The organism is Micromonospora phaseoli, from assembly GCF_900109115.1.
Taxonomy (GTDB): Bacteria; Actinomycetota; Actinomycetes; order Mycobacteriales; family Micromonosporaceae; genus Micromonospora; species Micromonospora phaseoli.
Genome location: NZ_FNYV01000018.1, coordinates 1 through 14,783, shown reverse-complemented (window position 1 = coordinate 14,783; position 14,783 = coordinate 1). Strand labels below are relative to the sequence as shown.

The following is a 14,783-nucleotide window of genomic DNA, read 5'->3' as shown; positions in this document are numbered from 1 at the left end:
ATGATCTCCTGCTGGGGCGGCCGGAAGGAATGCCTGTTCAACGGCGCTTCAGCCGATCGACCTGCGGAACGGAAGCCGCTGGCCGGGATCGGCCTACCGCGCGTAAGGTCCAGGCGTGGATGAGATGGACTGGGCCCTGCTGCGCGAGTTGCAGGCCGACGCGCGGTTGTCGTTCAGCGAGCTGTCCCGGCGGGTGCATCTCTCCCCACCGGCGGTGGCCGAGCGGGTACGCCGACTGGAGGAGACCGGGGTGATCACCGGCTACCACGCCCACGTCGACCTCGCCCGGGCCGGCCGCACCGTGGTCGCGCTGATCCGGATGTCCTGCTACGGCGCCCGGTGCATCCTGCACGACCCGGAGGTCGCCGGGTGGCCGGAGATCCTGGAGATCCACCGGATCACCGGCGACGCGTGCAGCATGCTCAAGGTCTCGGCCGGCTCGATCGGGGAGTTCGAGAGCGTCATCGACCGACTCGCCCCGTACGGCCAGCCGTCGAGCACGATGGTGCTGTCCACCCCACTCGGCTGGCAGCCCCTCACCCCGCTCACGAAGGAAGGGCCCCCTGTTAACGCCTCAGGTAGAGCAAGGGCCCCCTCTTAACAAACCCTCGCCGGGTTAGCGCCGGTAGCAGGGGGAAAGCACCGCGGGTCGCCCCAGCAGGACCGGTTTCACCGGTGCCGGGAGGGAGAATCATGCGGGGTTTGCGAACGCACGCAGGCGTACTCCATTCGCCGTCGACCGTCGTCCGGCTGCTCGGGGCGTTCGTCCTGATCGCCGCGTTCGTCCTGATCGGCGCCGCACCCGCCCGAGCGGGCGAGAACACTTTCGTCGAGGTGACGCCGAACAGTGTCCAGGCCGGCTCCCGGGTGCAGATCCGCGCGAGCTGCGACAACGCCAACAACCGCCAGGCCGAGGTGACGTCGGACGCCTTCAACCGGGTCTTCCTGCGGCCCGACAACGGGCTCCTCACCGGTTCGGTCACTGTGCCGGGCAACAAGCCCGCCGGCGACTATCCGGTGCACCTGCGCTGCGACAACGACCAGACGGCCAGCACCACGCTGAGCGTGCTGAACATGGACCAGCCCACCAAGGGCCCGGCGACCGGTGGTGGTGGCACGGCGAGTCGCAGCACGGGGTCGATGCTGCTGCTCGGCGGCGCCGCCACGGTGGCGGCGATGGTCGTGTTCGGGCTGGTGAGCAGCCGACGTCGGACCGGCTCCTGACCCACCGACACCATGACCGGCTACCGCGTCCCCACGCCGGAACCGGGTCCGGGCCCGCCCCGGGCCACCGCCCGCCGTAGGCTGCGCGCCTGGTGCCGGGTGGTGGCCTCGGCGGCGGGCCGGCTGGGCCGGGTCACCGCGCAGATCGGGTCGGCCAGCGTCGCCACGCCCGACCCGTCGGCCGCGCCACTGCGACCGAGACCCCGTCAGTCCTGGACGGCGGGGACCCGACGGCGGGCCCGCGCCAGCCCGGGGCTGCCGGTCCTGGTGATCGGCGCGCTGATGCTACTGATCGTGACGATGCTCGGCGTCGAGCGGATGACCGGGCTGAGTCTGCTGCCGGACCGGTTCATCGCCGGGCTGGCGCCGCCGCCGAAGGACTTCCCGCTGTTGGAGGCGAGCGAGCCGGTCAGCATCGAGATCAACAAGATCGACCTGGCGGCGCCGGTGCACAACGTGGGCATCGCCCCGGACGGCAGCATCGCCGCCCCACCAGCCGAGCGGGCCCAGGAGGCCGGCTGGTACGACCAGGGCCCCACCCCCGGGCAGTACGGGCCGGCCGTCATCGTGGGGCACGTCGACACCACCAGCGGGCCGGCGGTCTTCCAACACCTGCGGGACCTACGCGCCGGAGACCATGTCGAAGTGGCCCGCTCCGACGGCTCGGTGGCGGTCTTCGAGGTCGACCGGACCGACCGGTACGACAAGGAGCAACTGCCGGCGGACGAGGTCTTCGGCGACTTCAGCCGGCCCCAGCTACGGCTGATCACCTGCGGTGGGCCCTGGGTGGGCGGCGAGACCGGCTACGCGGACAACGTGGTGGTGTTCGCCTCGCTGGTCGAGGCCCGCTGAGGGCTGAGACCCGCTGCGGGCTGATGCGCCGGGGGCGGGTGCTGACGTCAGGCGGCTTCGGATTCCCGCAGGTCGAGCCAGTCCACCCAACGCGGGTCAGGCGCCCGGTGGCCGAGTACCCGCCAGGCGATTCCCTTGGGCGCCGAGGGCGGCGAGTGCAGTCGCCAGCCCAGCTCGGCCGGGGTCTTGTCGCCCTTGGTGTGGTTGCACCTGGCGCAGGCGGCGACCACGTTCTCCCAGGCGTGCCGGCCACCCCGGCTGCGCGGGAAGACGTGGTCGATGGTCTCGGCCGGTCCGCGGCAGTAGGCGCAGCGCCAGCCGTCCCGGGCGAAGATCGCCCGCCGGGACAGGCCCACGTGGGTGCGGTACGGTACCCGGACGAATCGGGTGAGCCGGACGACCGAGGGCACCGGCAGCGCGTTGCGGGCGCTGTGCAGGATGCCTTCGCCGTCGGCGACGCAGACCGCTTTGGCGGAGAGCACGAGGATCGCGGCACGGCGTACCGACACGACACACAGCGGCTCGTAGGTGGCGTTGAGGACCAGCGCGCCGGAGCCCACCGTGGGTCGTATGTCAGGCATCGCGTCACCCTCCCGGTCTAGCGGCTTCCCCCATTCGCCATCGCCGACCGGTGCCGGGCACAGCCGTGCACCATGTCGACGCCGGCCGGATCACCGACGTCCGTTGCGCCAATAGTCCCTGATCGGACCGGCGAATGCACGCACTAATCCTGGGTACCCGCGCGAGCTTTTCCGGCGGCAGGCGGCCGACGGCGACGGCGTCCGGTGGGTCGGCGGCGGGACCGCCGGGCGGTTGCGGTACGAAATCAGGGTGACCGTGAGCAGCCTCAGCCCGACCCCCGCCCCGCCGAGCCCGGAGGCGGAACCGGAAGACACACCCAGCCCGGCGTGCCTGGACGAGTTCCTGTGTGACGTCGTCTGGAAGTACACGGACTCGGTGTGGTTCGCCGAGGGCAGCTTCTGGATCCTGGTCAAGCCGCTGCGGATCATCGTGATCCTGCTGCTCGCGGTGGCGGCCCGATGGCTGGTGCACCGCACGATCCGCCGGCTGGTGCGGACCACCAGCGACGCCGGCGTACCGACCATGCTCCGCCCGCTGCGCGAGCGGATTCCGAGCGCCGCCAGCCAACCCGGTGAGTTCGTCCCGGAGCGGCGCCGGCAGCGTGCCGAGGCGATCGGCTCGGTGCTGCGCAGCATGAGCACCGCGTTCATCTTCGGCATCGCGTTGCTGATGGTGCTCAAGGAGCTCAGCTTCGACCTGGCGCCGCTGCTGGCCAGCGCGGGGATCGCCGGCGTGGCTCTCGGCTTCGGCGCGCAGAGCCTGGTCAAGGACCTGCTCGCGGGCCTGTTCATGCTGATCGAGGATCAGTACGGGGTCGGCGACAACGTCGACCTCGGCGAGGCGAGCGGCGTGGTCGAGGCGGTCGGGCTGCGGGTCACCACCGTCCGCGACGGGCGGGGCGTGCTCTGGTACCTCCGCAACGGCGAGATCATCCGGGTGGGCAACAAGAGCCAGGGCTGGGCGTTGGTGGTGGTCGACCTGCCGATCGGGTTCGCCGGCACCGAGGAGGCCACGGCGGTGCTGCGTACCGCCGCCGCCTCGCTCACCGCGGACCCGCAACTGGCGCCGTCGATCGTGGAGCCGCCGGAGGTGCTCGGCGTCGAGCAGGTCACGGTGGAGGGCACCCTGATCCGGACCGTGGTCAAGACCACCGCCGACGGGCAGTTCGCGGTGGCCCGGGAGCTACGCCGCCGGCTCGCCGAGGCCCTGGAGAACTCGGGGATCACGGCGCGGATCGCGACCGGCCGCATCTACCCCGGGGCACCTACTCGTTCGGAGGCCGAGACCGGTCAGGGCGGGGCCACCTGATCCGACGGGCGGGGGTCGCGGCCGAGCGGCCCCTCGGGTATCGTCCGTTCGTTCAGTCGGAGATGCGACCCACCAACCGTTCGCCCTAGCTAGATGTCAGACGATCGGGCAGAATCCGGTGCACGCGCTCTCAAGCGCGTCACGTCCTCGCTGATCCGCAGACCTGACGATGGTTCCGGGCAGCCATCACGAGTGGCCCGCCACCGGGACGATGGAGGCGATGGTGTCCGACGAGCGACCTTCTCCGGAAGGCCCGGCCACCTTCCGTGAGGTTTTCGCCCAGAGTGAGTACCGCGCCGTCTTCGCCGCCAGCACGCTGACCTGGATCGGTGACTACGTCGCCAAGGCCGCGGTCACCCTCCTGGTCTACCGGGAGACCCAGTCCGTCGCACTGTCGGCCGCCGCCTTCGCGGTCAGCTACCTGCCCTGGCTGGTCGGCGGGCCGCTGCTGGCCACCATCGCCGAGCGGCACCGCTACCGGCAGGTCATGGTCGTCTGTGATCTCGTCCGGATGGCGCTGATGCTGCTCGTCGCCATCCCGGGGATGCCGGTGCCGGTGATCCTGGCACTGCTGTTCGCCACCACCCTGGCGAATCCACCCAGCCAGGCCGCGCGATCCGCGCTGCTGCCACTCATCCTGCCCGGAGACCGACTCGTGCTCGGGCTCTCGGTCAACGCCAGCGTGGGGCAGGCCGCCCAGGTCGTCGGCTATCTCCTCGGTGCCGCCGTGGCGACGGTCAACCCCACCGCCGCGCTGCTGATGAACGCGGGCGCGTTCGCATTGTCGGCCGCGCTCGTCCGGCTCGGCGTCGGCGACCGGCCACCGGCGATGGCCAGCGAGCACCGCAGCCACCTGCTGCGGGAGACCGCCGCCGGGTTCCGGATGGTCTTCTACACCCCGGTGCTACGGGCGATCGCCATCCTGGTCTTCAGCGCCATGCTCTTCTCGATCGTGCCCGAGGGGCTGGCCGCCGCCTGGGCGAACGAACACGCCGGCGAGAGCATGGACCCCGGGCTGGCGCAGGCCGTCATCATGGCGGCCACCCCGGTCGGGTTCATCCTCGGCGGGCTGCTGATCGGACGAACCGTGGCACCGGCCCGCCGACTGCTCCTGCTGCGGCCGTTGGCCGTGGTCGCTCCGCTCAGCCTGGTGCCCGCGCTGCTCGACCCGCCGCCGGTGGTGGTGGCGCTGCTCGCCGCCACCTGCGGGTTCGCGGTCGCCGGCATGCTGCCGGTGGCCAACGGCCTCTTCGTCCAGGCCCTTCCGGACGGCTTCCGGGCCCGGGCCTTCGGTGTCATGGCCACCGGTGTCCAGGTCATCCAGGGTGCGGCGGTACTGGTGACCGGGCTGCTCTCCGAGCGTTTCCCGATCCCGATCGTGGTCGGGGTGTGGAGCGCCGCCGGCGTGGTGCTGATGTCACTCGTCGCGCTGCGCTGGCCCGACCAGCAGACCGTGACCGCCTCCATCGAGGCCGCCCGGGCCAATTCCGGCCACGCGCCGCCGAGGCGCCGTCCCACGACGCCCCCGGAAGCCGGACACCTGGGTCCGGGCCGACCGCGGCACCCGGTGACCTGAACCACTCTCATCCGCCGCGTCCCGGCCGGGCAACGGCCCCTCGACGCCTGGCAGGATGGAACGGTGAATCCCGCAGGTGAGTCCGAAGGCCGCGGCGAGGCGGTCACGTTCTTCGACGCCGTCGGCGGCGAGCCCACGTTCCGCAAACTGGTCGACGAGTTCTACGCCGGCATCGCCGCCGACCCACTGCTGCGCCCGATGTATCCCGAGGAGGACCTGGCTCCGGCCGCCGACCGGATGCGGCTCTTCCTCATGCAGTACTGGGGCGGTCCCAACACCTACTCGGCCCAACGGGGACACCCCCGGCTGCGGATGCGGCACGCCCCGTTCCGGATCGGCGCCGCCGAACGGGACGCCTGGCTGCGCAACATGCGCCGCGCGGTCGACAGTCTCGACCTGCCCCCGACGCTCGACACCGAGCTCTGGAACTACCTGGAGCGGGCGGCCTACTTCATGGTCAACGCCGTGGAGGACCCGGGAGCGCCGGCGTGACGTTTCCGGTCCGACCGACTGGCCGGACCGGATCGCTGATCGTCTCCACGGCCGCTGAAACGCCCGTCCGGCGTCAGAGCAGGGCACCCTCGTCGTGCAGCCAGTCGACGAAGCTGGTGGCCACGGCAGCGCCGCAGTCGAGCAGTTCGACCAGGAGCGCGTCGTGGGCGCCCGCGGCGAGCGGGACCTGCAGCTCGGCGTAGATCGGCAACTGACCGCGCTCGGTGGCGTCACCCACGTACGCCTTGCAGAAGCGCCGGGTGTGGTTCCACTCGTTGACCACCCGGTAGGCCCGGTCCGCCCAGTCGGGAGGCACGGTCGCGTGCGGTCTGGCCCGCAGCACGAGGATCTCGTCCTCCGGCCCCTCCAGCGTGACCAGCACGGCGTGCCGCTCCCACATGGCCAGTAGGTTGCCGTCCCCGTCAGCGAGGTAACGAACGTCAAGCAGGTCGAGCGCGTCGCAGATGCGACGCAGGGTCACCTGTTCGACGGTGGCCGGCATGTCTGCGATCAACGGATGCTCCCCGCCCGGGCAGTCGTCCCCGGGCTGGCGGGGGGCCGGCGGTCCGACCCGGACGGCACCCTCCACCGTGATCCTGCTTCGAGTTTCCGGGTCGCCGCCACTGGCGGGACCGGGGCGCCATGACCACCACGGCATCGCTCGCGCACCTCACTCCCCAGCGGATCCAGTCGCCTACGGTGGGTTGGATCCGAGGATGGACGGTACCCGGACAGCCGGGAGGAGGCACCCCCCCAACGGCAGCACCAGTCCAGAAGGATGACCGGAGGTCATCCGTTCGCATGAGCCACGGCGGGCCGAACGGCAAGATCCGTGGCCTTCTGCGACCAAACGGCTCCATACGGTCCCACCAGACCGACCCATCGGCCAGCCGCACGAACCTGGACTCCACCCTGATCCGGCGAATCCGCGAGCATGCCGAGGAAACCCATCCGAACCAGACCCTGCACCATCCGCTGGGTCACCTCCACCGGACGGTCAGGCTCCTCGTCGGGGGTGACCACCACCGCCACGTGGTCCAGCAGGGCGTCCCGCAGCGCGCGCTGCCCGACCGCCCGGCCGCCGACCCCGTGCTCAGCCGCCTCCCGCAACGTGCCCGCCGCCGCCTCGGCCAGCCGCCGTACCTGCGCGCCCGGCAGCGTCTCCACCCGACGACTCGCGGCGGGCGGCAGCGCCCACCGCCACTGCGCGTCAAGGCGGGCAGGCAGTGCCGCACCGCCGGCCGCCAGTTCGGCGAGCAACCGCCCGGCGGCCACGGTGACGTCGCCAGCGCCCGCGCCGGCCACCGTGCGCACCACCAGCACCCCCCATGGCAGCCGCGCCCAGAGGGCGGTACGGGCGGACGTACCCGCCGGACGGAGCCGGACCAGCGCGGACGGCTCCAGCCGGACGAGCCGGGCCAGGAAGGCGCCGGCGTCGGCGACCCCGGAGATGCCGTGCTCGACACCGTGCTCGGTCATGCCGGCACCCCGCCGTCCGATGCGTACCCGAGGAGGAACGCGCGCTCCGCGCCACTGACCCGCCGGGGCACCTGCCGGGTCAGGTCGAACGGGACCAGTATCGAGCGGGCCCGGCTGATCAGCAGATCGCCGTCGAACATCTCGTAGCCGACAACGAACGACGCGGCCCGCAACTGCTCCACCCACAGCTCGATCCGCACGGTGGGCGCCGCGTCCTCGGTGGCCCGATCCAGGGCGTAGTCGACCGGGCGCAGGTAGTCGATCTCGTGCCGGCGGATCACCACGCCCTCGGCGAACGAGTCGACCCCCTGCGCTCGCGCACCGACGAACATCAACGCGACCCGGGCCTCCTCGTAGAGGGTGAGGAAGCGGGCATTGTTGACATGCCCGTACGCGTCCAGGTCGGACCACCGCAGGGTGCAGTGATAGACAAACCGGTCAGCCACGGGAATCGACTCCGGTCAGTCGCGGGTCAGCTTGCGGTACGTCACCCGGTGCGGGCGGGCCGCCTCGGCGCCGAGCCGGTCGATCTTGTTCTTCTCGTACGCCTCGAAGTTGCCCTCGAACCAGAACCACTGAGCCGGGTTCTCGTCGGTGCCCTCCCACGCCAGGATGTGCGTGGCGACCCGGTCCAGGAACATCCGGTCGTGGGAGATCACCACGGCACAGCCGGGGAACTCCAGCAACGCGTTCTCCAGGCTGGACAGGGTCTCCACGTCCAGGTCGTTGGTCGGCTCGTCGAGCAGGATGACGTTCCCGCCGATCTTGAGCGTCAGCGCGAGGTTGAGCCGGTTGCGCTCACCGCCGGAGAGCACCTTGGTCGGCTTCTGCTGGTCCGGCCCCTTGAAGCCGAACGCGGCGATGTACGCCCGGGACGGCATCTCGACCTTGCCCACCATGAGGTAGTCGAGGCCGTCGGAGACGACCTCCCAGACCGTCTTGTCACCGTCGAGGCCCTGCCGGTTCTGGTCGACGTACGACAGCGAGACCGTGTCCCCGACGCGGACCTGGCCGGCGGTCGGCTCCTCCAGCCCGACGATGGTCTTGAAGAGGGTGGTCTTGCCGACGCCGTTCGGGCCGATAATGCCGACGATGCCGTTGCGCGGCAGCGAGAACGACAGGTTGTCGATCAGGATCCGGTCGTCGAAGCCCTTGGCCAGGCTGTGCGCCTCGATGACCGTGTTGCCCAGGCGCGGGCCCGGCGGGATCTGGATCTCCTCGAAGTCCAGCTTCCGGGTCTTCTCCGCCTCGGTGGCCATCTCGTCGTACCGGTCCAGGCGGGCCTTGGACTTCGTCTGCCGGGCCTTGGCGTTGGAGCGGACCCACTCCAGCTCCTCGGAGAGGCGCTTCTTCATCTTGGCGTCGCGGCGGCCCTCCACGGCCAGCCGGGCGGCCTTCTTCTCCAGGTAGGTGGAGTAGTTGCCCTCGTACCCGACGGCGCGGCCCCGGTCCAGCTCCAGGATCCAGCCGGCCACGTTGTCCAGGAAGTACCGGTCGTGGGTGATGGCGATGACGGTGCCGGCGTACTTGGCCAGGTGCTGCTCCAGCCACTGCACGCTCTCCGCGTCCAGGTGGTTGGTGGGCTCGTCGAGCAGCAGCAGGTCGGGGGCCTCCAACAGCAGCTTGCAGAGCGCGACCCGGCGACGTTCACCACCGGAGAGCTGGGTGACATCGGCGTCCGGCGGCGGGCAGCGCAGCGCGTCCATGGCCAGTTCGAGCTTGGAGTCGACGTCCCACGCGTCGGCGTGGTCCAGCTCCTCCTGGAGTCGGCCCATCTCCTCCATCAGCTCGTCGGAGTAGTCCGTCGCCATCTGCTCGGCGACCTTGTTGAACCGCTCCAGCTTCGCCTTCGTCTCGGCCACCGCCTCCTCGACGTTGCCGAGCACGGTCTTGGCGTCGTTGAGCGGGGGCTCCTGCGCGAGCATGCCCACGGTGTAGCCGGGCATCAGCCGGGCCTCGCCGTTGCTCGGCCGGTCCAGCCCTGCCATGATCTTGAGGAGGCTGGACTTACCGGCGCCGTTCGGGCCGACCACACCGATCTTGGCCCCCGGCAGGAAGCTCAGCGTCACGTTGTCGAGCACGACCTTGTCGCCGTGCGCCTTGCGCGCCTTCTCCAGGACGTAGATGTACTGGGCCACGGTGCGGGCTCCTCCGTCGGTGTCGATCGCTGATTCGCGTGGTGCGGGCGCGGGCCAGGTCACCGCCCCCGCCGCCCGTCGCCGCCGGCCGGGAGCCGGCCGCGCGCACGCCATCGTCAATCCTGACAGGTACGCCGGGCCGCGACCACATCGCCCCGCCCGGCCGTACCCCCGGCAGACCGCGCCGCCCCCGGACGCCGGCGCGGACGGCTGACCTGTCAACATGATCACGTCTGCGGTTCGGCGGTTTCGGGACGGGTAGGTGAGACCGGCACAGGGAAACAGACGCCGCAGCTACGCTCAGTACGCTCATCGCGGTGGACCCGTAAGCACCCGGAGGTGGCCGATCGTGACCGTCCGTAGCTCCTTTGTCGTAGTGGCGAACCGACTGCCGGTCGACGAGGTGAGCACACCCGAGGGACGGCAGTGGCGACGCAGCCCGGGCGGGCTGGTAACCGCGCTGCATCCCGTCCTCGCCGAGCACCAGGGCACCTGGGTCGGCTGGGCCGGCGGCACCGGCGCCGCCCCCGACCCGTTCGACCTGGAGGGCATCCGGCTGCACCCGGTGCCGTTGAGCGCCGAGGAGCTGGAGCGCTACTACGAGGGCCAGTCAAACGCCACGATCTGGCCGCTCTACCACGACGCCGTCGAGACACCCGCCTACAAGCGACGCTGGCGGGAGGCGTACCGCCTGGTCAACGCCCGCTTCGCGGAGGCCGCGGCGGAGGTCGCGGCCGAGGGGGCCACGGTGTGGGTCCAGGACTACCAGCTGCAGCTGGTGCCGGCGATGCTCCGGGAACTGCGCCCCGACCTGCGGATCGGCTTCTTCCTGCACATCCCGTTCCCGCCGATCGAGTTGTTCATGCAGATGCCGTTCCGCGCCGAGATCCTGCGTGGCCTGCTCGGCGCCGACCTGGTCGGGTTCCAGCAGCGACTGGCCGCGCAGAACTTCGTCCGGTTGGCCCGGCACCTGCTCGGCCTGCGCTACGAGGGGCAGATGATCCAGGTGGACGGCCGCCAGGTCAAAGCCGGCGCCTTCCCGATCTCCATCGACACCCAGGAGATGGAGCGGCTGGCCGCCGACTCGGCAATCCAGGCCCGGGCCAAGGAGATCCGCGAGGAGCTGGGCAATCCGCGGACCATCATCCTCGGCGTCGACCGGCTCGACTACACCAAGGGCATCGAACTGCGCCTCAAGGCCTTCCGCGAGTTGCTGGCTGACGGAAAGTTGACAGTGCCGGATGCAGTTATGGTGCAGGTCGCCACGCCGAGCCGCGAGCGGGTAGAGCACTACCAGGCACTTCGCGTCAAGGTCGAGCGCGAGGTTGGTCGGATTAATGGCGAATTCGGCCGGGTCGGCGTCCCAGCGGTGCATTATCTGCATCAGTCGTACAGTCGGACCGAACTGGCTGCGATGTACGCCGCCGCCGACGTGATGATGGTTACCCCGCTGCGAGACGGAATGAACCTCGTGGCGAAGGAATACGTTGCGTCGAGGGCAGACCACGGGGGCGCACTCGTACTCAGTGAGTTCGCCGGCGCAGCCACCGAGCTGCGTCAGGCGTTCCTGTGCAACCCGCACGACCCCGACGCGGTCAAGGACGCTCTGCTACGGGCCGTGCATGTGGAGAAGCCGGAGGCTCGTCGCCGTATGCGTACCATGCAACGCCATCTGCGCACCCACGATGTGGGGCACTGGGCGAAGTCCTTCCTCACCGAACTCGGTGTCCCCGACATGGAGGCGGCGTGAACGCCGCCACCAACGAGATAGTCATGCCCGCCGCCGGCACCTTGGACCCCGAGCTGCGCGCCGCCATCGGGCGCATCGCCCGGGTGCCCCAGCTGCTGGTCGCCTGTGACTACGACGGCACCCTCGCGCCGATCGTCGAGGACCCGAGCAAGGCCGTACCGCTGCCGGAGTCGGTGGCGGCGGTGCGCGCGCTGGCGGCACTGCCGCAGACCACCGTGGCGGTCGTCTCCGGCCGCGCACTACGCGACCTGGCCGCGCTCTCCCGGCTACCCAGCGAGGTCCACCTCGTCGGCAGCCACGGCTCCGAGTTCGACATCGGCTTCGTCGAGCGGCTCTCGCCCGAGTTGATCGCGGTACGCACCCGACTGCGGGACGCGCTGCGCGACATCGCCACGGCCCATCCCGGGGTACGCCTGGAACGCAAACCGGCCAGCGTCGCCGTACACACCCGGGGGGTGGATCCCCAGGTCGCCGCCGCCGCCATCGACGCGGTCCGCAACGGCCCCGCGAAGTGGCCGGACGTCACCGTCACGCAGGGCAAGGAGGTGGTCGAGCTCTCCGTGGTGGCCACCCACAAGGGCACCGCGGTCGACCAGCTCCGCACCCAGCTCTCCGCCAGCGCGGTGCTCTTCATCGGCGACGACGTCACCGACGAGAACGCCTTCGGCAACCTCAGCGGTCCAGACCTCGGCATCAAGATCGGGCCAGGCGACACCCAGGCCCACTACCGGGTGGCCGAGCCGATCGAGGCAGCTCGCGCGCTGGGTCTGCTCCTGGAGACCCGCCGGCACTGGCTGTTCGGCGAGCGCGCGGTGCCGATCGAGCGTCACTCGATGCTGGCCAACGGGCGGACGGTCGCCCTGCTCACGCCCGACGCCAAGGTGAGCTGGCTCTGTCACCCGAAGCCCGACTCTGCCGCCATCTTCGCCGACCTGGTCGGCGGCAGCCCGGCCGGGCACTTCAGCATCGCTCCCGAGCGCGGCGGCATCCCACTGGGTCAGCGTTACCGTTCGGGCACCATGACCGTGGAGACCCGTTGGTCCGGTCTGACCGTCACCGACTGGCTCGACAAGCCCGACCCCCGGGCCACCCCAGACGGCCCGGCCATCATCGCCGGCGACTCCACCCTGATCCGGGTGCTCACCGGTACCGGTCGGGTCCGGCTGGAGTTCGCACCCCGGCCGGAGTTCGCCCAGGTCGCGGTGCAGCTCCAGCCGCTCGGCGACGGCCTGCTGGTACTCGGCTCCAACGAGCCGCTCGCCCTCTACTCCCCCGGCGTGCAGTGGGAGGTCGGCAACGACGGCGGCTACCAGAGCGCCCGCGCGGTGGTCGACCTCGCCGCGCTCGGCGGGCAGGTGGTACTGGAACTGCGCTTCGGTACGCACAGCCTGGAACACCACCGGCTGGCCATCCACGAGCGGCAGGCCGCTGCGGAGCGGCCCTGGAAGGACTGGGTTGCCTCGCTACGGCTGCCGACCACCGCCCGCGACCTGGTCGCCCGCAGCGCGCTGACGCTGCGCGGCCTGTGTCATGAGGCGACCGGTTCGATCCTGGCGGCGGCGACCACCTCCCTGCCGGAGGAGCTGGGCGGCGTCCGCAACTGGGACTACCGCTACTGCTGGCTGCGCGATGCCGCGATGACCGCCCGCGCCCTGGTCGACCTGGGGTCGATCAGCGAGGCCGAGGCGTTCCTGCGCTGGGTGGACGGCTGTGTGGAGCGCACCGGCGGGCACCCCGAGCGGCTGCACCCGCTCTACACGGTCGACGGCTTCGAGCTGGGTGCCGAGGCGGTCATCGACACCCTGCCCGGTTACGCCGGCTCCCGGCCGGTACGCGTCGGCAACCTCGCCAACCACCAGCTTCAGCTAGACGTCTTCGGACCGATCGCCGACCTGATCGCCGCCACCGCCGACGCCCGCGGCTCGGTGCGCGCCGAGGAGTGGCGAGTGCTGGAGAACATGGTCGAGGCGGTCCGTCGCCGCTGGCACGAGCCGGATCACGGCATCTGGGAGGCCCGCCTGCCACCCCGGCACCACATCTTCTCGAAGGTGATGTGCTGGATGACCGTCGACCGGGCGCTGCAGGTGGTGCGCCAGCACGGCGGCGAGGACCGCCCGGAATGGGTGGAGCTGCGCGACCGGATCGGCGCCAACGTGCTGGAGAACGGCTGGCACGAGCACGCCGAGGCGTACAGCGTCGCGTACGGCGACGAGGACATGGACGCCTCGTCGCTGTGGATCGGGATCTCCGGTCTGTTGCCCGGCGACGACCCCCGCTTCCTGTCGACCGTGTTGAAGATCGAGGCGGACCTGCGTAGCGGTCCGGTCGTCTACCGCTACCACTGGGACGACGGCCTGCCCGGCCGCGAGGGCGGCTTCCACATCTGCACGTCGTGGCTGATCGAGGCGTACCTGCGCACCGGGCGGCGCACCGACGCTGAGGAACTCTTCCTTCAGATGATCGACACGGCCGGCCCCACCGGGCTGCTCCCCGAGCAGTACGACCCGCTTGCCGAACGTGGCCTGGGCAACCACCCGCAGGCGTACAGCCACCTCGGCGTGATCCGCTGCGCGCTGCTGCTGGACAACATGCTCAAGCAGTAACCGCCGCACGTACTCGGACAGCGGCCGGGGACAGTTGTCCCCGGCCGCTGGCTATTTCGGCGATCGCCGCCAGTCATTGCGGCTGCGTCCCCGCGTGCCCGGATCGGCCGTCGAATTCGCTTCCCAGACTCACGTCCCGACCCGCTGCCCAACCCACGCCCCGGACCGGCTGCCCGGCTGCGGCTTGTTGCGATTGGCACGCTTGTCTCCCACCAAAGCGCGCTAGACCCGATTTGCCCGACTTATCCCTCGCTGACTGCTCGCGCTCGAAGGGACCGTGTAGATCTTGGAGATTTTCCGTCAGCTGCTGACGGAAAATCTCCAAGATCTGGCGGCAGGCTGGCCTAGGTCCGGTTTTGTCGGTGGGCGGGCAGCTTGGTGGAGCGAGGGCGAGCCGGGATCGGTGGGTGGTGTGTCCGGTTTCTGGGTCGTGGGGGATGGAATTGCGGGTGGCCGGGGGTCGTTGAACACGGGTGAGCGACCGTGGAGGGCGGCCCGTCGAGGCGGGTGACGCGATCCGGAATGACGCGGGCCGGTCGGTCGTTGTACATGGTTCCGGCGGCGCGACGTGGCCCCTCGCCCCACGCGGCTGGATCTTCTCTCTTCATCCCCTTGTCTTTGGGCGCCTGACGGTGCTTGCACGCGTCCGCTTCCCCCTAGCGGTGTGTGTGCCAACCCCCGAATGGAGCTTTCATCATGAACACGATCTTCCGTAAGAGCGTGCTGGGTATTGCTGGTGTGGCGTTTGCTGGTGGCATGGTCGCTGGTCCGGTGGCCGC

At 70.6% G+C, this 14,783-nt stretch carries 13 protein-coding genes; 8 read left to right on the top strand and 5 right to left on the bottom strand.

Annotation, left to right across the window (positions count from 1 at the left end; all coding sequences use genetic code 11):
- Nucleotides 1–115: 115 nt before the first annotated feature.
- The 3 genes from BMY89_RS28335 (at nt 116) to BMY89_RS28325 (ending at nt 2,076) form a co-directional block, all read left to right on the top strand.
- Nucleotides 116–601: an Lrp/AsnC family transcriptional regulator gene (locus BMY89_RS28335; protein WP_092383356.1), complete on the top strand. Its 486-nt coding sequence runs from the start codon at nt 116–118 to the stop codon at nt 599–601.
- Between the two features lie 92 nt (nt 602–693).
- The gene (locus BMY89_RS28330; protein ID WP_232521597.1) at nt 694–1,224 is read left to right on the top strand and encodes a hypothetical protein; all 531 of its coding nucleotides are present in this window, start codon (nt 694–696) and stop codon (nt 1,222–1,224) included.
- A 12-nt stretch (nt 1,225–1,236) separates the two neighbouring features.
- The gene (locus tag BMY89_RS28325) at nt 1,237–2,076 is read left to right on the top strand and encodes a class F sortase (protein ID WP_092383354.1); all 840 of its coding nucleotides are present in this window, start codon (nt 1,237–1,239) and stop codon (nt 2,074–2,076) included.
- A gap of 47 nt (nt 2,077–2,123) precedes the next feature.
- Here BMY89_RS28325 and BMY89_RS28320 read toward each other — a convergent pair whose 3' ends face one another.
- A complete protein-coding gene (locus tag BMY89_RS28320) occupies nt 2,124–2,657 on the bottom strand; it encodes an HNH endonuclease (RefSeq protein WP_092383352.1) in 534 nt (177 codons plus the stop codon).
- A 250-nt stretch (nt 2,658–2,907) separates the two neighbouring features.
- Between BMY89_RS28320 and BMY89_RS28315 the strand changes: the two genes are divergently transcribed.
- The 3 genes from BMY89_RS28315 (at nt 2,908) to BMY89_RS28305 (ending at nt 6,034) form a co-directional block, all read left to right on the top strand.
- Complete coding sequence (locus tag BMY89_RS28315) at nt 2,908–3,966, top strand: mechanosensitive ion channel family protein (protein WP_092383350.1); 1,059 nt, start codon at nt 2,908–2,910, stop codon at nt 3,964–3,966.
- 220 nt (nt 3,967–4,186) lie between these two features.
- Entirely contained in the window at nt 4,187–5,542 is a 1,356-nt protein-coding gene (locus tag BMY89_RS28310) for an MFS transporter (protein WP_092383429.1), read from the top strand.
- A gap of 63 nt (nt 5,543–5,605) precedes the next feature.
- On the top strand, nt 5,606–6,034 hold the full coding sequence (locus tag BMY89_RS28305; RefSeq protein WP_092383348.1) for a globin: 429 nt from the start codon (nt 5,606–5,608) through the stop codon (nt 6,032–6,034).
- A gap of 73 nt (nt 6,035–6,107) precedes the next feature.
- On the opposite strand, the gene BMY89_RS28300 is transcribed toward BMY89_RS28305, so the two are convergent.
- The 4 genes from BMY89_RS28300 to ettA form a co-directional block, all read right to left on the bottom strand.
- The gene (locus tag BMY89_RS28300) at nt 6,108–6,692 is read right to left on the bottom strand and encodes a type III secretion system chaperone family protein (protein ID WP_092383346.1); all 585 of its coding nucleotides are present in this window, start codon (nt 6,690–6,692) and stop codon (nt 6,108–6,110) included.
- Nucleotides 6,693–6,823: 131 nt separating this feature from the next.
- Nucleotides 6,824–7,513, bottom strand: a complete 690-nt coding sequence (locus tag BMY89_RS28295; RefSeq protein ID WP_092383344.1) for a DUF8185 domain-containing protein — start codon at nt 7,511–7,513, stop codon at nt 6,824–6,826.
- On the bottom strand, nt 7,510–7,959 hold the full coding sequence (locus tag BMY89_RS28290) for an acyl-CoA thioesterase (protein ID WP_092383342.1): 450 nt from the start codon (nt 7,957–7,959) through the stop codon (nt 7,510–7,512). The genes BMY89_RS28295 and BMY89_RS28290 overlap by 4 nt, the downstream gene beginning before the upstream one ends.
- Before the next feature lie 15 nt (nt 7,960–7,974).
- A complete protein-coding gene (ettA, locus tag BMY89_RS28285; protein ID WP_092383340.1) occupies nt 7,975–9,651 on the bottom strand; it encodes an energy-dependent translational throttle protein EttA in 1,677 nt (558 codons plus the stop codon).
- A 349-nt stretch (nt 9,652–10,000) separates the two neighbouring features.
- Between ettA and BMY89_RS28280 the strand changes: the two genes are divergently transcribed.
- Together BMY89_RS28280 and otsB are read left to right on the top strand one after the other, a co-directional pair.
- A complete protein-coding gene (locus BMY89_RS28280; protein ID WP_092383338.1) occupies nt 10,001–11,401 on the top strand; it encodes an alpha,alpha-trehalose-phosphate synthase (UDP-forming) in 1,401 nt (466 codons plus the stop codon).
- Between the two features lie 23 nt (nt 11,402–11,424).
- Complete coding sequence (otsB, locus tag BMY89_RS28275) at nt 11,425–14,004, top strand: trehalose-phosphatase (protein WP_092383427.1); 2,580 nt, start codon at nt 11,425–11,427, stop codon at nt 14,002–14,004.
- Nucleotides 14,005–14,783 lie beyond the last annotated feature (779 nt).

Excerpts from the sequence above, each read along its gene's own strand:
- BMY89_RS28330 (WP_232521597.1), top strand. The coding sequence starts at position 694 with ATGCGGGGTTTGCGAACGCACGCAGGCGTACTCCATTCGCCGTCGACC.
- BMY89_RS28325 (WP_092383354.1), top strand. The coding sequence starts at position 1,237 with ATGACCGGCTACCGCGTCCCCACGCCGGAACCGGGTCCGGGCCCGCCC.
- BMY89_RS28320 (WP_092383352.1), bottom strand. The coding sequence starts at position 2,657 with ATGCCTGACATACGACCCACGGTGGGCTCCGGCGCGCTGGTCCTCAAC.
- BMY89_RS28310 (WP_092383429.1), top strand. The coding sequence starts at position 4,187 with ATGGTGTCCGACGAGCGACCTTCTCCGGAAGGCCCGGCCACCTTCCGT.
- BMY89_RS28300 (WP_092383346.1), bottom strand. The coding sequence starts at position 6,692 with ATGCCGTGGTGGTCATGGCGCCCCGGTCCCGCCAGTGGCGGCGACCCG.
- BMY89_RS28295 (WP_092383344.1), bottom strand. The coding sequence starts at position 7,513 with ATGACCGAGCACGGTGTCGAGCACGGCATCTCCGGGGTCGCCGACGCC.
- otsB (WP_092383427.1), top strand. The coding sequence starts at position 11,425 with ATGCCCGCCGCCGGCACCTTGGACCCCGAGCTGCGCGCCGCCATCGGG.